Below are 19,784 nucleotides of genomic sequence, written 5' to 3'. Positions count from 1 at the left end.
GGCGCCGCCTTCAATGGCGGCGCCTACGGCCGCGGCTTCTCCTCGGGCATGTCCGCCACCGATGCGATCCTGCGGGCCGCGCTGCGCCCCGGCGATCACATTGTGATCCCGAACGACGCCTACGGCGGCACCTTCCGCCTGATCGACAAGGTGCTCACCGGCTGGGGCGTCAGCTACGACGTCGCACCGGTCGACGACACCGCCGCGATCGCCGCGGCGATCACGGAGAACACCAAGCTGGTCTGGATCGAGTCGCCGACCAACCCGCTGCTCAACACCGCCGACATCGCGGCGGTGGCCGAGGTGGCCCACGCCGCCGGGGCACTGCTGGCGGTCGACAACACGTTCGCGACGCCGTACTTCTCCCAGCCGCTCGCCCTCGGCGCCGACGTCGTGGTCCACTCCACCACGAAGTACCTCGGCGGCCACTCCGACGTGGTCGGCGGTGCCCTGATCACCGACTCCGACGAGCTCGACGCCGCGTTCGGCTTCCTGCAGAACGGTGCCGGCGGCGTGCCCGGACCGTTCGACGTCTTCCTCACCCTGCGCGGCCTCAAGACGCTGGCGATCCGGATGGAGCGCCACACCGCCAACGCCCAGCGGGTGGTGGAGTACCTGCGGGCCAGCGACGCAGTGGGCACGGTCCTCTACCCCGGGTACGGCGGCATGGTCTCGATCCGCCTGGCCGGCGGGCCCGAGGCCGCCCTGGATCTGTGCCGCCGCCTGCGGCTCTTCACCCTGGCCGAGAGCCTCGGCGGCGTGGAGTCCCTGGTCGAGCTGCCCGCGGCGATGACGCACGCCTCCACCTCGGGGTCACTGCTGGAGGTGCCCGACGACCTGGTCCGGCTCAGTGTCGGCATCGAGGACATCGAGGACCTGCTCGCCGATCTCGACCAGGCGCTGGCCTGAGCGGGTGAGGCGACGAACCTCAACCGAGCGGGGCGCGCCACTCCAGGGTGGTGCCGCCCGGCTCGGGCCGGCACAGTGACATCGACCCGCCGCGCGCCTGCGCCCGCGCCCGGAGGTTGGCCAGCCCGCTCTCGGTGACGTGCTCGCCGATCCCGCGGCCGTCGTCACGCACCCGGAGCACCACGTCACGGTCCACCGCGAGCGTGATCGTGACCTCGCTGGCGCCGGCGTGGCGGTGCACGTTGGACAGTGCCTCGTTCAGCACCGCGACCAGGTCGAGGGTGAGGGCCTCGTCGATCCGGGACCTGACCGCACCCTCCAGGTGCAGCCGGGGCCTGAACTTGAGGGCCCGGGCGGCACGGTCGATCACCGCGGTGATCTGGGACTGGACGTCGCCGGCCGACGGCTCGGTGCTGAGCTCGAAGATCGTGCGACGGATCTCGCGGATGGTCTGGTCGAGCTGGTCGACGGTCTCGTCGAGCAGATCGCGCAGCGGTCCCTCGGGCTCGCGCCGGTAGCCGCTCTGGAGCCGGAGACCGATCGCGAAGAGACGCTGGATCACCACGTCGTGCAGGTCGCGCCCGATCCGCTCCCGGTCGGCGAAGACCAGCAGCTCCTCGTGCTTGGCCCGGCTCCTGACGCTCTCGATCACGACGCCCGCGGCAGCGGCCAGGGCGGTCACGATCTCCTCGTCGGCCTCGGTGAACTGGCTGCCGTCGTGCTTCTCGGTGAGGTAGAGGTTGCCGAAGACGACACCCCCGGTGCAGACCGGGACGCCGAGGAAGGCGTGCATCGGCGGGTGGTTGGCCGGGAAGCCGTGGGACTGGGCGTGCCCGGTGATGTCGGGCAGCCGCAGCGGGACCGGATGGTCGATCAGGACGCCGAGCACCCCGAGGCCGCTGGGCAAGTCACCGATCCGGTCGGCACCGGCCTCGTCGATGCCGTGGGTGATGAAGGTGCGCAGCCGCTGGTCCTGCTCGTCGCCGAGCACACCGAGCGCCGCGTACCTCGCCCCGACGAGGTCCGCGGCGATCTCGGTGATCCGGCTCAGCACCTCGTCCAGGGAGAGGCCCGAGCCCAGGGTGGCGACCGCGTCGAGCAGCAGCCGCCAGCGGACCCGCTCAGGCATGGCCGGACCTGGCGAGCAGGAGTGCTGCCTGGGTGCGGCTCTCGACACCGAGCTTGGACAGCACCGAGGAGACGTAGTTCTTCACCGTCTTCTCGGCCAGGCTCAGCTCGGCGGCGATCTGCCGGTTGGAGAACCCCTGCCCGATCAGGTCGAGCACCTCGCGCTCCTTCGAGGTCAGCTGCGCGATCGCCGACGGCTTCGGGCTGGCGGCACGGATCCGCTCCAGCACCTGCGCCGTCACCGTCGGGTCGAGGAGGGAGCGGCCGGTCGCCACCTGGCGGACCGAGTCGACCAGATCGACGCTGCGGACCTGCTTGAGCACGTACCCCGACGCCCCGGCCATGATCGCGGAGAAGAGCGCGTCATCGTCGTCGTGCGACGTCAGGATCAGCACCCCGATCTGCGGGTCGGCGGAGCGGATGTCGCGACACACGTCGATCCCCGATCCGTCGGGCAGGCGGTTGTCCAGGAGGACGACATCAGGTCGCAGCTCGGGGATCTGCGCCAGCGCATCGGCAGCACAGTCGGCCTCGCCGATGACCTCCATGTCCCCCTCGTCCTCCAGGAGGTGCCGGATGCCGTGCCGGACCACCTCGTGGTCGTCCACGAGGTAGAGACGAAGCGGCGTGCCGGCGGTCACGGCACCACGCTAGCGACATTCTGCCCATCAGGCACGAATCTTGACTGTCTAGGCAACCGAAAGTGGGCTGTTCGTCCCGGTCAGGTCCCGGCCGGACGGGCGCCGAAGGTGGCGCCGATCACGGCACGCAGAGCCGCGACCCCGTTGTCGGTGCGGGCCGCGCGCCACTCCTCGGGCGTGCGGTCGCCGCCGCGGTCGACCAGGTCGAACCCGCCCGGGCCGCCGTACCGGAAGCGGGCCTGACGGGCCGCGACGTCCTCGGTGCCGGCGAAGCGCAGACGGGCCCCGGTGAAGGCACCGATCCCCCGCGCCGCCGCCAGCACCTGCTCGTCGACCAGGTCGGCCTCGGACCCACAGATCCGCAGGTCCATCCCCTGCATCGCCGAGGCGATCAGCAGCGAGCCGAGCACCGGACTGACCGTGGGCCCCTCGTAGACAACCGTGGCCGGAGCGTCGCCGGCCCCCATCGCCGCCCGCAGGGTGACCAGGTCGCCGAGCACCCGGATCGGGTGCCACTGGTCGCTGATCAGGTTCCAGACCGGGACGTGGGCGGCATGGGAGAACGGACGCAGCTGCTCGAAGGGCAGCCCGACCGCGATGATCCCCTCGGCCACCCGGCTCAGCCGGCGGGCGACGTCACCTAGGGTGGCACCGCCCGCCTGCTCACTGGTCCAGTCCCCCCAGAGCAGCTCGTGGCCGTCGCGCCGGGCGGCCTCCTCGACCAGGGTCCTGACCCAGGCCGTCCCGGGATCACCGGCCGCGACACCGTCGCCGATGAGCACGGCGACCCGAGCGCGCGGCAGCACCGCCGAACCGTCGTCGGCGGCGAGCGCCTCGGCGGCATCGAGCAGGCCGCGCCACTGACCGATGTTGAGGTCGATCTCGGCGAGCACGCCGTGGCCGACCAGGCCCCGTTCGGCGCGCGTCGTCGGCGCGAGCATCAGCGCCATCCGCACCACCTCGTTCCTGCTCGACGAACCGCCGCCCCAGTCTCCCCTATCACCGGAAGGACACACGCACTCCGTCCACGTTCGGGTGCCCGAACGCTACCCAATACCTAGAACTTGTTCTATCTTTCGGCGGTATGAGCCGTCTCCGAGTCGTCGTCTGGTCCACGGGCACCGTCGGTCGCCACGCCATCGCGGGGGTCGACGCCCACCCCGACCTGGACCTGGTCGGCGTGTGGACCTCCACCCCCGCCAAGGACGGCATCGACGCCGGCGAACTGGCCGGGCTCGGCCGCAGCCTCGGTGTCGCCGCCACCACCGACACTGCCGCGCTGCTCGCGCTGCGCCCCGACTGCATCGTCCACACCGCGATGACCGACGACCGGGTCTTCGAGGCCCTGGAGGACCTCCGCACCTTCCTGGCCGCCGGGGTCAACGTGGTCTCCTCGGGGCCGGTGATGCTGCTCTACCCGTGGGGCACGATCCCGGACTCGATGATCGATCCGCTGATCGAAGCCGGCCGGGCCGGCAACGCCTCGCTGCACGTCAACGGGATCGACCCCGGCTTCGCCAACGACGTGCTGCCGCTGGCGCTCTCCTCGCTCTCCCAGCGCATCGACCACCTCCAGGTCAGCGAGATCGCCGACTACGCGACCTACGTCCAGCCCGTGGTGATGGGCGAGATGTTCGGCTTCGGCCAGCCGCTGGACGCCCGCCCGCTGCTGTGGGAGCCAGGCATCCTCAGCTCGGCCTGGGGCCCGGTGGTGCGCCTGCTGGGCGCCGGACTCGGGGTCGACCTGGATCCGCAGCTCGTCGAGTACGTCGAGCGACGGCCCGCCCCGCGGGCGATCTCGACGTCCAGCGTCGAGATCGCCGAGGGCACCCTCGGGTCGGTGCTGTTCCGCGTGGTCGGCACCGTCGACGGCGTCGCCCGGATCACCCTGGAGCATGTCACCCGGTGCGCACCCGACCTCGACCCGGACTGGCCGCGGCCCACCGAGGGCGACGGCTGCTACCGGGTGGAGATCACCGGCGAGCCCACCATGACGGTCGAGTTCAGCCACCACGGCGAGCACGGTGACCACAACGTCAGCGGCATGATCGTCACCGCCCAACGCCTGATCAACGCCGTCCCGGCGGTGGTGGCGGGCGCTCCCGGGCTGCTCACCGCCCTCGACCTGCCGCTGGTGACGGGCCGCGGCCTGGTCGCCCGATGAGCATCCTGGACCGGTTCTCCCTGGCCGGCCACGTCGCCGTCGTCACCGGCGCCGGTCGCGGGATCGGGGCCGCCACCGCGGTGGCGCTGGCCGAGGCCGGTGCCGACGTCGTGCTCGCCGCCCGCACCCGGGGCCAGCTCGACGCCGTCGCCGAGCAGATCCGGGGCGTGGGGCGGCGCGCGGTCGTCGTACCGGCGGATCTGGCCGACCTGAGTCAGGTCGAGGCCCTGCCCGAGCGGGCCGTGGCCGAGCTGGGCCACCTCGACATCGTGGTGAACAACGTCGGCGGCACCATCCCGAACGCGTTCCTCGACACCGATGCTGCCTACCTGGAGGAGGCGTTCCACTTCAACGTCACCACCGCCCATGCACTGAGCCGCGCCGCCGTCCCTCACCTGCTCGCCTCGGCCGGCGCGGGCCGGCAGGCGTCGATCACGAGCATCAGCTCGATGATGGGCCGCAGCGCAGCCCGGGGCTACCTGGCCTACGGCACCGCGAAGGCGGCGCTGGCGCACTGGACCCGGCTGGCCGCCACCGACCTGGCGCCGAGCGTGCGGGTCAACGGGGTCTTCGTCGGCTCGGTGCTCACCAGCGCCCTCGAGTTCGTCGCCGGAGTCCCCGAGACCCGGGCCGAGATGGAGGCCCGGACGCCTCTGGGTCGGATCGGCGAGGCCGAGGACGTCGCCGCGGCGGTGCTCTACCTCGCCTCGCGGGCCGGGGGCTTCCTCACCGGCAAGCTGCTCGAGGTCGACGGCGGACTCCAGCAGCCCAACCTCGACCTGCGACTGCCCGACCTGAGCGGCCCCGCGCCCTCAGTGCGCGGCGCCTGAGGCGGGGTCCGGGACCGCCCAGAGCGTCGACCTGGTCAGCGGGACGAGGTCGTGCTGCCCCGGTCAGGACCAGGGCAGGACACAGCGTGAGTACGCCGACCAGAATCGCTCTACTCATGGGTAACGGCCTCCGCGCGGTGTGGGTTAGGTGACACCCTGCCCGAAACCGGACCCCAAGACGGGTATTTCCTCCACTAGGGGTCTAGCCTTGGACCCCGGAACTTCCGTTCCACCACCGATCCACGCGTGCAGAAGAATCCGGAAGAGGCGAAACCAGCCGTGCCGCAGCCCACTGGCAACCAGACCAGCGACGTCCCTGAAGAGTTCGGAGCCAACGAGTGGCTCGTCGAGGAGATGTACGAGCAGTACAAGAAGGACCCGACGAGCGTGGATCCGGTGTGGGTGACGTTCTTCAAGAACGGTCACGGCACGCCGGCCAGCGGCACCGCTGCGGCGGCCGTCACTCCTGCTGCTCCGGCCGCGGCTCCCGCCGCCCCCGCTGCTCCGGCCGCCCCCGCTGCCGCCGCACCCGCCGCCGCCCCGGCTCCGGTCGCCACCCCGCGCCCGGTCAACACCAAGGCCGCTGAGCCGGCCAAGGGCACCTCGAACCCGGTGCCGAAGGACGCTCCGGCGCCGGCCCCGGTCGCGACCAACGACGAGCCGATCTTCACGACGCTGCGCGGCATCCCCGCCGCCACCGCGAAGAACATGGACATCTCGCTGGCTGTCCCGACGGCCACCTCGGTCCGCAACATCCCGGTCAAGCTGCTCTGGGACAACCGCACCGTGATCAACAACCACCTCGCCCGGGCGCGCGGTGGCAAGGTCTCCTTCACCCACCTGCTGGGCTTCGCGATCATCAAGGCGATCAAGGCGATCCCCGCGATGAACAACACCTACGCCGAGGTCAACGGCAAGCCGACCCAGGTCACGCCGGCCCACATCAACCTCGGCCTGGCGATCGACCAGCAGAAGCCCGACGGCACCCGCCAGCTGGTGGCGCCCTCGATCAAGGGCTGCGAGTCGATGGACTTCGCCCAGTTCTGGACCGCGTACGAGGAGATCGTGCGCAAGGCCAAGGACAACAAGCTCACGATGGACGACTACTCGGGCACGACGGTCTCGCTGACCAACGTCGGTGGCCTGGGCACGAACAACTCCGTCCCGCGTCTGATGCAGGGCCAGGCCGCCATCATCGGCGTCGGCTCGATGGACTACCCGCCCGAGCTGCAGGGTGCCTCCGAGGCCGCCCTGGCCCGCGACGCCGTCAGCCGGATCATGACGATGACGTCGACGTACGACCACCGCGTCATCCAGGGTGCGCAGTCGGGTGAGTTCCTCGCCATCGTGCACAAGCTGCTGCTCGGTGCCGACGGCTTCTACGACGAGATCTTCGCCTCGCTGCGGATCCCCTACGTCCCGATCCGGTGGAGCCGCGACGTCTCCACCAGCCACGACGACCAGGTCTCCAAGCAGGTCCGCGTCGGCGAGATGATCAACGCCTTCCGGGTCCGCGGTCACCTGATGGCCGACACGGACCCGCTGGAGTACAAGCAGCGCACCCACCCCGACCTCGAGATCGAGAACCACGGCCTGACGCTGTGGGACCTCGACCGCGAGTTCCCCACCGGCTCCTTCGGTCCGGCCAACAAGCCGTTCCTCAAGCTGCGCGACATCCTCGGCGTGCTGCGTGACGCCTACGTCCGCACGATGGCGATCGAGTACATGCACATCCAGGACCCGGCCCAGCGTGCCTGGATCCAGGAGCGGATCGAGCGTCCCTTCGACAAGACGCCCCGCGAGGAGCAGCTGCGCATCCTGCTCAAGCTGAACCAGGCCGAGGCGTTCGAGACCTTCCTGCAGACGAAGTTCGTCGGCCAGAAGCGCTTCTCCCTCGAGGGTGGCGAGACCGCGATCCCCGTGATCGACGAGATCGCCGAGGCCGCTGCCGAGGCAGGCCTCGAAGAGGTCGCCATCGGCATGGCCCACCGTGGCCGGCTCAACGTGCTGGCCAACATCGTGGGCAAGTCCTACAACCAGATCTTCCGCGAGTTCGAGGGCAACATCGACCCGCGCACCGTCCAGGGCTCGGGCGACGTCAAGTACCACCTTGGTGCCGAGGGCACCTTCACCGCAGGCTCCGGCGACACCGTCAAGGTCTCGGTGGCGGCCAACCCGTCCCACCTCGAGGTGGTCGACCCTGTCCTGGAGGGCATCGTCCGCGCTAAGCAGGACGTCCTCGACCAGGGCACGAACTACCCCGTCCTGCCGCTGCTGATCCACGGTGACGCCGCCTTCGCGGGCCAGGGCGTCGTGGCCGAGACCCTCCAGCTCGGTCAGCTCCGTGGCTACCGCACCGGCGGTACGGTCCACCTGATCATCAACAACCAGGTCGGCTTCACCACCTCCCCCGGCTCCTCGCGCTCCTCGCTGTACGCGACCGACGTCGCCCGGATGGTCCAGGCCCCGATCCTGCACGTCAACGGCGACGACCCGGAGGCCTGCGTCCGCGCAGCCCGCCTGGCCTTCGACTACCGCCAGGCGTTCAACAAGGACATCGTGATCGACCTGGTCTGCTACCGCCGCCGCGGTCACAACGAGGGCGACGACCCGTCGTTCACGCAGCCGCTGATGTACGACCTGATCGAGAAGAAGCGCTCGGTGCGCAAGCTCTACACCGAGTCCCTGGTCGGTCGTGGCGACATCACTCTCGAGGAGGCCGAGGAGGTTCTGCGCGACTACCAGAGCCAGCTCGAGCGCGTCTTCACCGAGGTCCGCGACGCCGACAAGAAGCCCGAGCAGTGGGAGACCGTCCCGGACTACCCGGAGAAGACGATCACCTCGGAGTCGACCGCCGTCTCCGGCGACGTGCTCACCCGCATCGCCGAGGCCTACGTCACCCCGCCGGAGGGCTTCACCGTCCACCCGAAGGTGATGCCGCAGCTGGAGCGTCGCTCCAAGTCGATCGCCGACGGCGGCATCGACTGGGGCACCGGCGAGCTGCTCGCCTTCGGCTCCCTGCTGATGGAGGGTCGCCCGGTCCGTCTCGCGGGCCAGGACTCGCGCCGTGGCACGTTCGCCTCGCGCTTCGCGACCATCATCGACCGGCACAACGCCGACGAGTGGACCCCGCTGGCCAACCTCACCGACGACCAGGCGAAGTTCTTCGTCTACGACTCGCTGCTGAGCGAGTACGCCGCCCTCGGTTTCGAGTACGGCTACTCCGTGGCCCGCCCGGACGCCCTCGTGCTGTGGGAGGCCCAGTTCGGTGACTTCGTCAACGGCGCCCAGAGCGTCATCGACGAGTACATCTCGGCCGGCAAGACCAAGTGGGGCCAGGACTCCGGCGTCGTACTGCTGCTGCCGCACGGCTACGAGGGCCAGGGTGCCGACCACTCCTCGGCTCGGATCGAGCGCTTCCTGACGCTGTGCGCCGACGACGCGATGGTCGTGGCTCAGCCCTCGACCCCGGCCTCGCACTTCCACCTGCTGCGCCGTCACGCGCTCGGCGAGCTGCACCGCCCGCTGATCGTGATCACGCCGAAGTCGATGCTGCGTCGCAAGGAGGCTGCCTCGCAGCCGGCCGACTTCACCTCGGGCTCGTTCCGCAACGTGATCGGTGACGACACCGTCGACGCCGCCGCGGTGAAGACCGTCCTGCTGGTCTCGGGCCGTCTGACCTGGGACCTGGTGGTCGAGCGCAAGAAGCGCGAGCGCAACGACGTCGCCATCGTCCGGGTCGAGCAGCTCTACCCGTGGCCGACCGACGAGGTCGCCGCCGAGCTGGCGAAGTACCCGAACGCCACCGTCAAGTGGGTCCAGGACGAGCCCGCGAACCAGGGCCCGTGGCCGTCGTTCGCTCTCAACGTCTTCGCCCCGCTGGGTGTCGACGCCGAGCTGGTCAGCCGGCCCGCGTCCTCGACCACGGCTGTCGGCACGATGAAGCGCCACCTCGCCGAGCAGGCTGTCCTGCTCGACCAGGCCTTCGCCTGATGTACTTCACCGATCGAGGTCTGGAGGAGCTCGTTCGTCGCCGCGGCGACGAGGAGGTCTCCTTCGCCTGGCTGGCCGAGAACCTCCAGATCTTCGTCGACACCCATCCTGACTTCGAGGTCCCGATCGAGCGTCTGGCCACCTGGTTGGCACGTCTCGACGACCCGGACGACGACTGAGCGTCACCAACGCCGCAGGGGCGGCCCCATTCGTGGGGCCGCCCCTGCGGCGTCGTACGGGAACCGCCGGTGTCGGCGGGTCGGCGGGTCAGTGCCTCAGCGGGTCAGCACGATCTTGCCGAAGACGTCCCCGTGCTCCAGGCGCTCGAAGGCCGTGCGGGCCTGCTCCATCGGCACGGTGGAGTCGATCAGCGGCTTGGTGCCGGTGGCGTTGAGCAGCGCGACCAGGGAGGCCAGCTCGTCGCGGGTGCCCATCGTGGACCCGATCACGCGCAGCTGCTTGAAGAAGATGTGGGTCAGCAGCGCGTCGTCGAGCTCGGGCCCCGACGTCGTACCCGAGATCACGATCGCACCGCCCGGACGCAGCGCCCGGACCGAGTGCTCCCAGGTGGCACGCCCGACCGTCTCCATCACGGCGTCGACCTTGACCGGGAGCCGGGCACCGCTGGGGAAGACCTCGTGGGCGCCGATCTCCAGGGCCTTGGCACGCTTGCCCTCGTCCCGGCTGGTGGCCAGCACACGCAGCCCTGCAGCGCGTCCCAGCACGATGCAGGCGGTCGCCACGCCGCCGCCGGCGCCCTGCACCAGGACGGTGTCGCCGGGCTTCAGGCCGCCCTGGGTGAAGAGCATCCGGTACGCCGTCAGCCACGCCGTGGGCAGACAGGCGGCCTCGGCCAGGGAGAACCCGGCCGGCAGCGCGACCACGTTGCGTCGGGGCACCACGACGGTCTCGGCGAAGGTGCCCTGGTGCAGCTCGGAGAGCAGACTGCGCTGCGGGTCCAGGGTCTCGTCGCCGGTCCACTCCGGCGTCGAGATCACCGAGTGCACCAGCACCGGCGTCCCCTCGGCGTCGACCCCGGCGGCGTCGCAGCCCAGGATCATCGGCAGCCGCTCGGCCGGAAGCCCCTGGCCCTTGAGGGACCACAGGTCGTGGTGGTTCAGGCTGGCGGCCTGCACCGTGACGGCGACCCAGCCCTCGGGCACCGTCGGGGTGGGGCGCTCCCCCACCACCAGGCCGTCGAGGGGGCTGTCCCAGGACTGGGACTCGGCATACACCGCAAGCATCGTGATCTCCTGCTCACTCAGACGTCGGACGTGTTCGGAGTCTGGCACACAGCCGTGGCAGCCGCCGGCGTACGACGCCCAGGACCGCCTCGGCCGGGACCACGCCCCGGTGCCGCGAGTCCACGCCCTCGGCCGGGTTGTCCGACAGCAGCCACCAGCCCCCCGGGCGCGGCTCGACGGCACGCTTGACGGCGACCGTGCCGTCGACGAAGCGGGCCACGACCAGGTCGCCGGGCCTCGGCTCGACGCCGTACCGCACCCAGAGCAGGTCACCGGGTCGCAATGTCGGCAGCATCGACCGACCCCGCACGCGCGCAAAGCCCCTCACCCGCGATAGTGTCGCAAATGCACTCGTTGCCCCGAACGACCACGTGCCCCTCGGCTCACGTGGATTAGGAGAGAGGAACACCCATGTTCTCGCGCTTCATCGCCCCCACGCTTGAGGTCTCTGCCCACTGCGACCTCCCGTGTGGCGTCTACGACCCCGCCCAGGCCCGCCTCGAGGCGGAGTCCGTCAAGGCCTGCATCACCAAGGCCAACGCCTCGGACGACGCGACCTTCAAGGCCCGCGCCCTGTCCATCAAGGAGGAGCGTTCGGACCTCGTCAAGCACCACCTCTGGGTGCTGTGGACCGACTACTTCAAGGCCCCGCACTTCGAGGCCTACCCGCAGCTCAACCAGCTGTTCAACGACGCCACGAAGCTCGCCGGCGCCGGCGGCACCAAGGCCAGCTGGGACGAGGCCGTGGCCGACCAGCTGCTCGCCAAGATCGACGAGATCGCCGAGATCTTCTGGGCGACCAAGAAGGCTGCCTGACCTTCAGCATGACCACGCCTGATGTCGAGCTGAGGCTGCCGGCCGACCGTGCGTTCGCAGCAGTGCTGCGCACCGCCACGGCCGGCCTGGCCGCCCGGCTCGACTTCACGCTGGAGGAGATCGAGGACGCCCGCATCGCCGTCGGCGAGGCCGCAGCGCTGGCCCTGGAGGCCGCTGCCCCGGGCGCCGATCTCACCATCTCCTACTGGCTCGAGCCGGGTCGCCTGACCGCGACCGTGGCCACCCCCGCCGTCGAGCCCCGGCATCCGGACCCGTCCTCGTTCGCGTGGACCGTGCTGGCCACCCTGGCCGACGCCCGCTGCGACACCGCCGACGGCGTCCTGAGCATCACCCTCGTCACCACGAGCCTGGTGAACACCCGCTCGCATGAGCTTCCCTGACCCGTCTCGCCCGACCGAGACGCGAGCGCTCAGCGCTGCGCTCTTCGTCGCCCTGCACGGAGCCGACCCCTCCGCGGCCGCTGCCGCACGCGAGGACCTGGTCGCCCTGCACACGCCGCTGGCCGAGCACCTGGCCCGCCGGTTCCAGCACCGCGGCGAGCCCTACGAGGACCTGGTCCAGGTCGGCCTGATCGCCCTGATCAAGGCGATCGACAGGTTCGAGCCCGAGCGCGGCCTGGAGTTCTCCACCTACGCCACCCCGACCGTGGTCGGCGAGCTCAAGCGTCACCTGCGCGACAAGGGCTGGGCGATCCGGGTGCCGCGCCGGCTCCAGGAGCTCCGGCTGCGGATCACCCAGGAGAGCGGCGAGCTGACCCAGCAGCTGGGCCGCTCCCCGACCGCGAGCGAGCTGGCCGCGAGCATCGGCTGCACCGTCGAGGAGATCGTCGAGGGCCTGGAGTCGGGCAACGCCTGGGCGACGGTCAGCCTGGACGCGGTCGCCGAGGAGGACGGACCCGACGTACTGGCGCATCTGGGCAGCGACGACGAGGGGCTGGCCCTGATCGATGTACGGGAGTCACTGCGTCCACTGCTGGCCGACCTGCCCGACCGGGAGCGCCGGATCCTGCTGCTGCGGTTCTTCCGCAATCTCACCCAGAGCCAGATCGCCAACGAGATCGGCGTCTCCCAGATGCATGTGTCTCGCCTGTTGAACAGGACGCTGGAGCAGTTGCGGGCCAGTCTCGACGATCCCGAGACCGCCAGCTGAGACCTCCGGCGCGCGGGCCGGTCGGCCGGTCGACCGCTGGTCAGGGTGCGGCTCGGTCTCAGTCGACCGGGGAGAGGGCGTGCAAACTGGCCGGGGCGAAGATGCCGACCAGGGAGACCACCGAGGCGAGGAAGAGCGCGATCCCGACCGCGGGCATGTCGCGGAAGCTCCACGCCAGACCGAGGTTGATCAGCTCGGCCAGCACGATCGGGCTGCGCGCCCAGGAGCTCAGCGTGGCCAGGCCCCGAGCGCAGGCCAGGATGGCCACCGCGAAGATGACGAAGAACGCTGCTGTGGTGAAACCCATCGCCAGACGGTTGTCGTGCAGGTTGATCAGTTGCAAGATGGCCAGGATCACCAATGCCGCGGCCTGGGCCACGACGACGGCGATCGTGACCTTCAACGGACGGGGCACAGCTTCAATGTTCACCCGCACAGCGTACGGCTCACGGAGCGCGAGGCTACTTTCGCTCCACGGTGCCGGAAACAGTGAGGAAACACACCACAAATCACTCTTGTATCGCGAGCCCAGACCTGAAAGCCTTGTCTGGCGCTCGTGAAGGCGTTCACATTCGCGCCCGCATGCGCAGCACGTCGTTGAGACCCGACGATCGTGCCCCACATTCTCGAAAGTAGAGGGATTCCCCACCCATGGATTGGCGTCACCTTTCGGCGTGCCTCGACGAGGACCCGGAGCTGTTCTTCCCGATCGGGAACACCGGCCCCGCGATCCTTCAGATCGAGGAGGCCAAGGCCGTGTGTCGGCGTTGCGAGGTCCGCGAGCAGTGCTTGCAGTGGGCTCTCGAGGCCGGTCAGGATCACGGCGTCTGGGGCGGTCTGAGCGAGGACGAGCGCCGCGCTCTCAAGCGTCGCAACGCTCGCGCTCGCGTCCGCACCGCCTGAGCTTCACTCCACAGGGACGCTGATCTCGGCACGCGCTCCCTGTCCCTGGGGGTTCGCCCCCAGCATGATCGTCCCGGCGAGCTCGGACTCGACCAGGGTCTTGACGATCGACAGACCGAGATTCGTCGAGGTTGCCAGGTCGAAGTCGGCCGGCAGCCCGACACCGTCATCGTCCAGCTGGACCGTGAGCGTCGTCGGCGTACGGTGCACCCGCAGAGCGATCTGACCCCGCACCGCCTGGGTCGGACCGGGGTAGCCGTGCTCGACGGCGTTCTGGAGCAGCTCGGTCAGCACCATCGACAACGGCGTCGCGACGTCGGAGCTGAGTCCACCGAACGTGCCCTCGCGCTGCACCCGCACCGTGGCGGCACCGATCCCTCCGACCTCCCCCAGCGCACTGCTGATCCGGTCGGCGATCTCGTCGAACTCGACGGTCTCCTCGACCGCCTGGGACAGCGTCTCGTGCACGATCGCGATCGACCCCACCCGGCGCACCGCCTCCTCCAGGGCGGCCTTCGCCTCGGGCAGGTCGATCCGGCGCGCCTGGAGCCGCAGCAGCGCCGCCACCGTCTGGAGGTTGTTCTTCACCCGGTGGTGGATCTCGCGGATGGTGGCGTCCTTGGTGACCAGCTCGCGGTCACGTCGGCGCAGCTCGGAGACGTCGCGGACCAGCACCGCGGCACCGATGTGGACCCCGTCGGGGCGCAGCGGCAGCGACCGGGCGATCAGGGAGACCGACTCCCCCGAAATCTCCGCGTCGCGGAACGAGCGACCCCCGAGGACGGCGCTGAGGCTCTCCTCGTCGAGGCGGCGCCGCGCAGGCACCAGCTGCCGGGTGACGTCGGCCAGCGACTTCCCGGTCAGGTCACCGTTGAGGCCCAGGCGCCGGAAGGCCGACTGGGCGTTCGGGCTGGAGTACTCCACCAGCCCGGCGGCGTCGACCCTGATGAACCCGTCGCCCACTCGCGGGGTGTCGGCGTCGTCACTGCGCTGGGTGTCGGAGGGGAAGTAGCCCCCGGCGATCATCTGGGTCAGGTCGGCGGCCGTGCGCAGGTAGGTCAGCTCCAGGTGCGACGGCGTCCGTACGCCGCGCAGGTTGGTGTTGCGCGCGATCACCGCGATCACCCGATCACCACGACGTACCGGGATGGACTCGATCCGCACCGGCACGTCGTCGCGCCACTCCGGGTCGCCCTCGCGGACCAGCCGGCCCTCGCGCCAGGCGGCATCCAGCAGCGGGCGTCGGCCGATCGGCATGAAGGTGCCGAGCACGTCGTCGACGTACGACGTCGGCCCGGTGGTCGGGCGGATCTGGCCGCCGGCCCAGAACCCCTGGCCCTCGCGGTCGGGCAGCCACAGCACCAGGTCGGCGAAGCTCAGGTCGGCGACGATCTGCCAGTCGGCCATCAGCAGGTGCAGCCAGTCGACGTCGGCGTCCTCGAGCTCGGTGTGCGACATCACGAGCTCGTTCAGGGTCGGCATGGACCCACCCTAGGAGGGACGGTTTCGGGGTCGGCGAGCAGGTCTGGGAAGATGGTCCGGTGACCAGATCGAGGTCGTACTGGGACGGCGTTCGGACCGGCGGAGGCGTTCCGTCGGACCGCCCCCTGTCCGACCTCACCGTCGAGCTCACCCGGATGCTCGGCGACGCCGATCCCGAGGTGCGCGAGGCCACCGGCGTGGCGACGCTGCTCTCCTGGCTCCGTCAGGGCGTGTACGACGACCTCCTGGGCGCTCTGGGCGACGGGATGGCCGCGGGCCTGACCCTCGGCCCCGACGTGGCCCCCACGGCGCTCAGCGAGCTCGCCGCCGAGGGCGCCACCGCGGCTGTCACCGAGGCAGCCCCGGTCCTGCGCCGTGCGGCCTCAGCCCGCGTCCTGGTGGCGTGCCTGGAGCGCGCCGAGAGCCACGCCCTGCTGCCCGACGCGACAGTGCTGCGCTGGGCCGACCAGCTGCTCACCTGGTTCGTCACCGACCCCGATCGGCGCAGCCTGGAGGCCGGCGCCGCGGCGGTGGCTCAGATCGCCGCCTCGCCGCACCTGGGCGGTGCCGAGGAGCTGGTCCTGCTCGACGTGGTGGCCGACCGGGTGCTGGCCGCCGAGCGGATCTGCCTGGCCGACCTCGACGCCCTGGTCGGTGCCGCGCTGGCGGTGCTGCGCCGCGACCAGCTCGGGGTCGAGGACCTGGAGCCGTGGGTGGTCCGGCTGGGACGTGCCGCGCTGGCCGACACCGGCCGGGAGCGGTGCGCCGAGGGCTTCCTGCGGGCGCTCTACACGCATGCGGCGCTGGCCCGCACCGCGATGGCCGCTCGGGCCGACCTGGTGCTGCTGCTGGTCGACGTACTGCGGGAGATCCGGCCGACGCTCAGCGCGCCGCCTGCCTGAGCTCCTCGCCCGCCTGAGCCGGTGTCTGGGCCGGCCTGGGCCGGTCGGCGCCGGCCTCAGCCGGTCTGAGCCAGTCTGGGGTCCTCCCCCGCCGTCATGGCCGGGAAATGACAACGACCCCGCCGAAGCGGGGTCGGTCATCAACGGCTGACGAATCAGCTGTTGGGACGCTTGCCGTGGTTAGCGCCCTTCTTGCGACGTGCGCGACGCTTGCGACCGGTCTTACCCATGTCGTCCTCCTCGAAGTCTGGCCTGATGGTGCAGCGGCCCCATCGGGCCGTGGGACAGTCTCTCAAACCCGACCCGCTCAGCGCCAATCAGCGCCCATCAACGACAGCGGGACCCGGAATCGCGACTCACTGGATCTCGATCCGGACCTCTTCGAGGCGCAGCAGGACCTTGGCCCGCAGCTCGCCCGGAGCGGTCTCGTGGCACGAGCGCGCCACCACCTGCTTCACCGTGCGCTGGAGGTCGTAGCGCTCCAGGCAGGGGTTGCAGGTGTCGAGGTGCTCACGCACCGCCGCACAGTCCGCCTGATCGAGCTCGTTGTCGATGAAGTAGACGATCCGCTCCAGGAAGTCGACGCAGTCGGCCGACGACGGGTGAACGTGCTCGTTCATGCCACAGACTCCTTGACATAGTCGCCCAGCAGGTCGCGCAGCTGGCGGCGACCCCGGTGAAGGCGTGACATCACGGTGCCGATTGGCGTCTCCATGATCTCGGCGATCTCCTTGTAGGCGAATCCCTCTACATCGGCGAGGTAGACCGCAAGCCGGAACTCCTCCGGAAGCTTCTGAAGCGCATCCTTGACCTGCGAGTCGGGGAGGTGCTCCAGCGCCTCCATCTCGGCCGACTTCAGGCCTGTCGAGCTGTGCGACTCCGCCCGGGCGAGCTGCCAGTCCTCGACGTCCTCCGACATCGACTTCTGCGGCTCGCGCTGCTTCTTGCGATACGAGTTGATGAACGTGTTCGTCAGGATCCGGTAGAGCCAGGCCTTGAGGTTGGTGCCCTCACGGAACTGGTGGAAGGAGGAGAACGCCTTGGCGAACGTCTCCTGGACCAGGTCCTCGGCGTCGGCGGGATTGCGCGTCATCCGCATCGCGGCGGAGTAGAGCTGATCGAGGAACGGCAGCGCATCCCGCTCGAAGCGCTGTGCGCGCTCCTCGGGGGACTCGGGGGTGGTCTGTGTCTGGGACATCACCGACCAGCCTACGGCGTCCATGTCCCCAACGGGGGCACGCTCGAGCAGGATCGTCATGTCTGGTTAACCAACCAGACGTCTGGTCCATTCCTCGACGGCGTCGACGATGCCCGCCAGCACCGTCGACTCCTGGTCGCGCAGGCGTGCGGGGAGCTTGAAGCCATGGTCGGCGTCGGCCACCTCGACCAGCTCGGTGCGGGGCAGCTCGGGGAACTCGGCGGGCTTGCCGAAGGGGTCCTTGGTGCCCTGCACCACCAGCGTGGGCAGCCGGGTGCCGGCCAGCTCGTCGAGCCGCGACTTCTCCGGCTTGCCCGGCGGGTGCAGCGGGAAGGCGAGTGCCAGGCAGCCGATCGCGCCGAGCTCCTTGGCCTGGCGGCACGCCGAGCGCGCCCCGGCCGAGCGGCCACCGACGATCAGCGGGGTGCGGAAGCGGAGGTGGTCGGCGACGGCGCGCAGCCCGATGTCGAGGGTCTTCGGTGCCGAGGCGACCGGCTTGCCGGCGACCTTCCACGGCTGCTCGAACAGCAGCACGCTGATCCCGCGTCCGGGCAGGGTGCGCGCCAGCGCCTGCAGGTCGATCGCGTCGATCCCACCACCGGCGCCGTGGCTGAGCAGCAGCGTCGCGATCGGGTGGGTGGCGCGGCGCTGGACGAGGCGACCCGGGCCGCACGGCGTCTCGATCACCTGACCGCTCATGCGCCCTCCCCCGTCGCGGGCAGCGGCACGATCAGCTCCGGTGTGTTGTTGCGGACGTTGCCCACGGCCGTGGAGACCGGCCAGGCCTCCAGGCCACTGTGCTGGTCGGCGGCCGGGACCAGCGCCTCGGGGTGGGCGGGCTCGGGACCGAGCCAGTCCTCCCAGTCCTCGGGCTCGACCACGAGCGGCATCCGGTCGTGCAGCCGGCCCAGGTCGTCGGTCGCCGAGGTGGTGATGATCGTGCACGACCACATCAGTGGCGTGTCGGGAGCGGCGGCGGGGTCGCGCCAGAACTCGTACAGCCCCGCCATCGCCAGCGACCGGCCGTCGCGCGGATGGATGAAGAAGGGCTGCTTGGTGCCGGACTCGCTCCGGTACCACTCGAAGTACCCGTCGGCCGGGACCAGGCAGCGCCGCGTGGCGAACGCCTTGCGGAAGGCCGGCTTGTCCGCGACCGTCTCGAGCCGGGCGTTGATCATCCGCGCGCCGATGCTGCGCTCCTTGGCCCAGGACGGCACCAGCCCCCAGCGCGCGGTGCGCAGCTGGCGCTGGGCCGGACGCTCCTCGCGTGCCGGACGCTGGGCGACGATGTAGACCTCGTCGGTGGGCGCGACGTTGTAGCTCGGCGGCAGGCCCGCTGCCACGCCGATCTCGGAGGCCTCGAACTCGAGAGCCAGATCGGCCGCGGACTTGCTCGAGGCGTAACGCCCACACATGACACTCACCCTAGGACAGGTCGACAGGACGACGCGCAGGCTCAGGCACCGCGGGCGAGCTCGTCGAGGAGCAGCGCCGCCGAGGAGTCCGAGCCCGGCAGCCCCTCGATCCAGACCCGCATGGTCGGGTCGGGCAGCATCCGACGCAGCAGCGTCACCCGGCGCCCGAGGGCACCGTCACGGTCGGCCAGGACGACGACGCGGGCCAGGCCGACCCTGCCGATCGCCTCCGAGCCGGCGAAGACGACCCGGGCCGCCTCCCCCACCATCGTGAGCCGGCGAGCCTCGCCGAGCTGGTCGAGATCCTCGAACCGACCGGCGTCGATCACCACCAGGGCGTGCTCGGCGGCGGTGGTCCCGGGGTCCCGGTACAGACCAGCCAGGCACTCACGCAGGTGCGCCATCGAGGAGAGTCCGGTCAGCGGATCCGAGCACGACAGGCCGTGCAGGTAGACCAGGGTCGCCTCGCTCCAGGAGACCGCGAGGGCCTGCGTCTCGGCGAAGGTCGGATCGCGGTCGACGACGAGTCGGGTGGTCGATCGGAGCCCCTCAATGCTCTCCCCCAGGGACGTCCCACGGTCCGCGAGGTCACGACCGACCACCCAACACGCCACTGCGACACGCTCGCTGTCGGCAGCGGCAAGGCCCTCTCCCACGGCATCGAACCCGGTCGGCAGCACACCCAGCCACTCGCTCGACGACCCTGTGACCGACCCCCCGGTCGAGCCGCCTGCGCCGTGCGTCGTGAGTGTGCGTCTGCCGAACCGTGCCATGCCGCCCCTGCCTTGTCGCCGCTGCACCGTCGGCATCTCGGTGAGGAGGTACGTCGCCACCGTGATGCCTGCGAATCTGTCGCGTAGAACAGACCGTCGCCGGCGTCCTACACCGAGGAGACGGGCCCGAATGGGTCCTATGACGCCATTGCCCGAAGAAATTTGCGAGGATCCCGTCATGGGACCAACGTCAGTTCGTCCCTGACATGTGGCACC

The 19,784-nt window shown here is 70.5% G+C and carries 22 protein-coding genes; 10 read left to right on the top strand and 12 right to left on the bottom strand.

The window, feature by feature from the left end:
- Nucleotides 1-909: aminotransferase class I/II-fold pyridoxal phosphate-dependent enzyme (locus Q1V88_RS08310; protein ID WP_300680362.1), on the top strand; the 909-nt coding region annotated here is incomplete at its 5' end.
- A 19-nt stretch (nucleotides 910-928) separates the two neighbouring features.
- Here the strand turns inward: Q1V88_RS08310 and Q1V88_RS08305 are convergent.
- The 3 genes from Q1V88_RS08305 to Q1V88_RS08295 form a co-directional block, all read right to left on the bottom strand.
- Entirely contained in the window at nucleotides 929-2,038 is a 1,110-nt protein-coding gene (locus tag Q1V88_RS08305) for a GAF domain-containing sensor histidine kinase (protein ID WP_300680360.1), read from the bottom strand.
- Nucleotides 2,031-2,678: a response regulator transcription factor gene (locus Q1V88_RS08300; protein ID WP_300680358.1), complete on the bottom strand. Its 648-nt coding sequence runs from the start codon at nucleotides 2,676-2,678 to the stop codon at nucleotides 2,031-2,033. Before Q1V88_RS08300 ends, Q1V88_RS08305 begins: the two co-directional genes overlap by 8 nt.
- A gap of 80 nt (nucleotides 2,679-2,758) precedes the next feature.
- Nucleotides 2,759-3,628: a hypothetical protein gene (locus tag Q1V88_RS08295; protein ID WP_300680356.1), complete on the bottom strand. Its 870-nt coding sequence runs from the start codon at nucleotides 3,626-3,628 to the stop codon at nucleotides 2,759-2,761.
- Between the two features lie 134 nt (nucleotides 3,629-3,762).
- Between Q1V88_RS08295 and Q1V88_RS08290 the strand changes: the two genes are divergently transcribed.
- From Q1V88_RS08290 to Q1V88_RS08275, 4 genes are all read left to right on the top strand, one after another.
- Nucleotides 3,763-4,842 carry a diacylglycerol kinase gene (locus tag Q1V88_RS08290; protein ID WP_300680354.1) on the top strand — a complete coding sequence of 360 codons (1,080 nt, stop codon included), beginning with the start codon at nucleotides 3,763-3,765 and terminating at the stop codon, nucleotides 4,840-4,842.
- Complete coding sequence (locus Q1V88_RS08285) at nucleotides 4,839-5,672, top strand: SDR family oxidoreductase (RefSeq protein WP_300680352.1); 834 nt, start codon at nucleotides 4,839-4,841, stop codon at nucleotides 5,670-5,672. The genes Q1V88_RS08290 and Q1V88_RS08285 overlap by 4 nt, the downstream gene beginning before the upstream one ends.
- 279 nt (nucleotides 5,673-5,951) lie before the next feature.
- Nucleotides 5,952-9,665: a multifunctional oxoglutarate decarboxylase/oxoglutarate dehydrogenase thiamine pyrophosphate-binding subunit/dihydrolipoyllysine-residue succinyltransferase subunit gene (locus Q1V88_RS08280; protein WP_300680351.1), complete on the top strand. Its 3,714-nt coding sequence runs from the start codon at nucleotides 5,952-5,954 to the stop codon at nucleotides 9,663-9,665.
- Nucleotides 9,665-9,844 (top strand): DUF6104 family protein, encoded by a 180-nt coding sequence (locus tag Q1V88_RS08275; RefSeq protein WP_300680350.1) that lies wholly within the window; start codon nucleotides 9,665-9,667, stop codon nucleotides 9,842-9,844. The genes Q1V88_RS08280 and Q1V88_RS08275 overlap by 1 nt, the downstream gene beginning before the upstream one ends.
- 96 nt (nucleotides 9,845-9,940) lie before the next feature.
- Here the strand turns inward: Q1V88_RS08275 and Q1V88_RS08270 are convergent, their stop codons facing one another.
- Together Q1V88_RS08270 and Q1V88_RS08265 are read right to left on the bottom strand one after the other, a co-directional pair.
- Nucleotides 9,941-10,909 carry a zinc-binding dehydrogenase gene (locus tag Q1V88_RS08270; RefSeq protein ID WP_300680348.1) on the bottom strand — a complete coding sequence of 323 codons (969 nt, stop codon included), beginning with the start codon at nucleotides 10,907-10,909 and terminating at the stop codon, nucleotides 9,941-9,943.
- A gap of 13 nt (nucleotides 10,910-10,922) precedes the next feature.
- Entirely contained in the window at nucleotides 10,923-11,219 is a 297-nt protein-coding gene (locus Q1V88_RS08265; RefSeq protein ID WP_300680367.1) for a S24/S26 family peptidase, read from the bottom strand.
- A gap of 101 nt (nucleotides 11,220-11,320) precedes the next feature.
- Here Q1V88_RS08265 and sodN point away from each other — a divergent pair, with 101 nt between their 5' ends.
- Genes sodN through Q1V88_RS08250 form a run of 3 tightly spaced genes read left to right on the top strand, consistent with a single transcriptional unit; the run spans nucleotide 11,321 to nucleotide 12,895 of the window.
- A complete protein-coding gene (sodN, locus tag Q1V88_RS08260) occupies nucleotides 11,321-11,725 on the top strand; it encodes a superoxide dismutase, Ni (protein WP_300680346.1) in 405 nt (134 codons plus the stop codon).
- Between the two features lie 8 nt (nucleotides 11,726-11,733).
- Complete coding sequence (locus tag Q1V88_RS08255; protein ID WP_300680344.1) at nucleotides 11,734-12,126, top strand: anti-sigma factor; 393 nt, start codon at nucleotides 11,734-11,736, stop codon at nucleotides 12,124-12,126.
- The gene (locus Q1V88_RS08250) at nucleotides 12,113-12,895 is read left to right on the top strand and encodes a SigB/SigF/SigG family RNA polymerase sigma factor (protein WP_300680343.1); all 783 of its coding nucleotides are present in this window, start codon (nucleotides 12,113-12,115) and stop codon (nucleotides 12,893-12,895) included. Before Q1V88_RS08255 ends, Q1V88_RS08250 begins: the two co-directional genes overlap by 14 nt.
- 58 nt (nucleotides 12,896-12,953) lie before the next feature.
- Here Q1V88_RS08250 and Q1V88_RS08245 read toward each other — a convergent pair whose 3' ends face one another.
- Nucleotides 12,954-13,325 (bottom strand): hypothetical protein, encoded by a 372-nt coding sequence (locus Q1V88_RS08245; RefSeq protein ID WP_300680341.1) that lies wholly within the window; start codon nucleotides 13,323-13,325, stop codon nucleotides 12,954-12,956.
- 221 nt (nucleotides 13,326-13,546) lie between these two features.
- Between Q1V88_RS08245 and Q1V88_RS08240 the strand changes: the two genes are divergently transcribed.
- Nucleotides 13,547-13,798: a WhiB family transcriptional regulator gene (locus tag Q1V88_RS08240; RefSeq protein ID WP_300680340.1), complete on the top strand. Its 252-nt coding sequence runs from the start codon at nucleotides 13,547-13,549 to the stop codon at nucleotides 13,796-13,798.
- 3 nt (nucleotides 13,799-13,801) lie between these two features.
- Here the strand turns inward: Q1V88_RS08240 and Q1V88_RS08235 are convergent, their stop codons facing one another.
- On the bottom strand, nucleotides 13,802-15,280 hold the full coding sequence (locus Q1V88_RS08235; RefSeq protein ID WP_300680338.1) for a sensor histidine kinase: 1,479 nt from the start codon (nucleotides 15,278-15,280) through the stop codon (nucleotides 13,802-13,804).
- Between the two features lie 59 nt (nucleotides 15,281-15,339).
- On the opposite strand from Q1V88_RS08235, the gene Q1V88_RS08230 reads away from it, so the two are divergent.
- Nucleotides 15,340-16,182, top strand: coding sequence for a DUF2785 domain-containing protein (locus tag Q1V88_RS08230; protein ID WP_300680336.1), 843 nt, complete (start codon nucleotides 15,340-15,342; stop codon nucleotides 16,180-16,182).
- Between the two features lie 356 nt (nucleotides 16,183-16,538).
- Here Q1V88_RS08230 and rsrA read toward each other — a convergent pair whose 3' ends face one another.
- The 5 genes from rsrA to Q1V88_RS08205 all read right to left on the bottom strand — a co-directional run bounded on the left by rsrA (nucleotide 16,539) and on the right by Q1V88_RS08205 (nucleotide 19,397).
- Nucleotides 16,539-16,802, bottom strand: coding sequence for a mycothiol system anti-sigma-R factor (rsrA, locus tag Q1V88_RS08225; RefSeq protein WP_300680334.1), 264 nt, complete (start codon nucleotides 16,800-16,802; stop codon nucleotides 16,539-16,541).
- Nucleotides 16,799-17,380: a sigma-70 family RNA polymerase sigma factor gene (locus tag Q1V88_RS08220; RefSeq protein WP_366914068.1), complete on the bottom strand. Its 582-nt coding sequence runs from the start codon at nucleotides 17,378-17,380 to the stop codon at nucleotides 16,799-16,801. The genes rsrA and Q1V88_RS08220 overlap by 4 nt, the downstream gene beginning before the upstream one ends.
- A 66-nt stretch (nucleotides 17,381-17,446) precedes the next feature.
- On the bottom strand, nucleotides 17,447-18,079 hold the full coding sequence (locus Q1V88_RS08215; RefSeq protein ID WP_300680333.1) for an alpha/beta family hydrolase: 633 nt from the start codon (nucleotides 18,077-18,079) through the stop codon (nucleotides 17,447-17,449).
- Nucleotides 18,076-18,795: an SOS response-associated peptidase gene (locus Q1V88_RS08210; protein WP_300680331.1), complete on the bottom strand. Its 720-nt coding sequence runs from the start codon at nucleotides 18,793-18,795 to the stop codon at nucleotides 18,076-18,078. Before Q1V88_RS08210 ends, Q1V88_RS08215 begins: the two co-directional genes overlap by 4 nt.
- 41 nt (nucleotides 18,796-18,836) lie before the next feature.
- On the bottom strand, nucleotides 18,837-19,397 hold the full coding sequence (locus Q1V88_RS08205; RefSeq protein ID WP_300680329.1) for a hypothetical protein: 561 nt from the start codon (nucleotides 19,395-19,397) through the stop codon (nucleotides 18,837-18,839).
- Nucleotides 19,398-19,784: the final 387 nt, after the last annotated feature.

Source organism: Nocardioides sp. (assembly GCF_030150155.1).
GTDB lineage: Bacteria > Actinomycetota > Actinomycetes > Propionibacteriales > Nocardioidaceae > Nocardioides.
The sequence above is the reverse complement of the archived record's forward strand: the minus strand, read 5'-3'. Positions and strand labels throughout refer to the sequence as shown.

Excerpts from the sequence above, each read along its gene's own strand:
- Q1V88_RS08255 (WP_300680344.1), top strand. The coding sequence starts at position 11,734 with ATGACCACGCCTGATGTCGAGCTGAGGCTGCCGGCCGACCGTGCGTTC.
- Q1V88_RS08215 (WP_300680333.1), bottom strand. The coding sequence starts at position 18,079 with ATGAGCGGTCAGGTGATCGAGACGCCGTGCGGCCCGGGTCGCCTCGTC.
- Q1V88_RS08250 (WP_300680343.1), top strand. The coding sequence starts at position 12,113 with ATGAGCTTCCCTGACCCGTCTCGCCCGACCGAGACGCGAGCGCTCAGC.
- Q1V88_RS08270 (WP_300680348.1), bottom strand. The coding sequence starts at position 10,909 with ATGCTTGCGGTGTATGCCGAGTCCCAGTCCTGGGACAGCCCCCTCGAC.
- Q1V88_RS08235 (WP_300680338.1), bottom strand. The coding sequence starts at position 15,280 with ATGCCGACCCTGAACGAGCTCGTGATGTCGCACACCGAGCTCGAGGAC.
- Q1V88_RS08210 (WP_300680331.1), bottom strand. The coding sequence starts at position 18,795 with ATGTGTGGGCGTTACGCCTCGAGCAAGTCCGCGGCCGATCTGGCTCTC.
- Q1V88_RS08220 (WP_366914068.1), bottom strand. The coding sequence starts at position 17,380 with ATGTCCCAGACACAGACCACCCCCGAGTCCCCCGAGGAGCGCGCACAG.
- Q1V88_RS08305 (WP_300680360.1), bottom strand. The coding sequence starts at position 2,038 with ATGCCTGAGCGGGTCCGCTGGCGGCTGCTGCTCGACGCGGTCGCCACC.
- Q1V88_RS08295 (WP_300680356.1), bottom strand. The coding sequence starts at position 3,628 with ATGGCGCTGATGCTCGCGCCGACGACGCGCGCCGAACGGGGCCTGGTC.
- Q1V88_RS08285 (WP_300680352.1), top strand. The coding sequence starts at position 4,839 with ATGAGCATCCTGGACCGGTTCTCCCTGGCCGGCCACGTCGCCGTCGTC.
- rsrA (WP_300680334.1), bottom strand. The coding sequence starts at position 16,802 with ATGAACGAGCACGTTCACCCGTCGTCGGCCGACTGCGTCGACTTCCTG.
- sodN (WP_300680346.1), top strand. The coding sequence starts at position 11,321 with ATGTTCTCGCGCTTCATCGCCCCCACGCTTGAGGTCTCTGCCCACTGC.
- Q1V88_RS08290 (WP_300680354.1), top strand. The coding sequence starts at position 3,763 with ATGAGCCGTCTCCGAGTCGTCGTCTGGTCCACGGGCACCGTCGGTCGC.
- Q1V88_RS08240 (WP_300680340.1), top strand. The coding sequence starts at position 13,547 with ATGGATTGGCGTCACCTTTCGGCGTGCCTCGACGAGGACCCGGAGCTG.
- Q1V88_RS08275 (WP_300680350.1), top strand. The coding sequence starts at position 9,665 with ATGTACTTCACCGATCGAGGTCTGGAGGAGCTCGTTCGTCGCCGCGGC.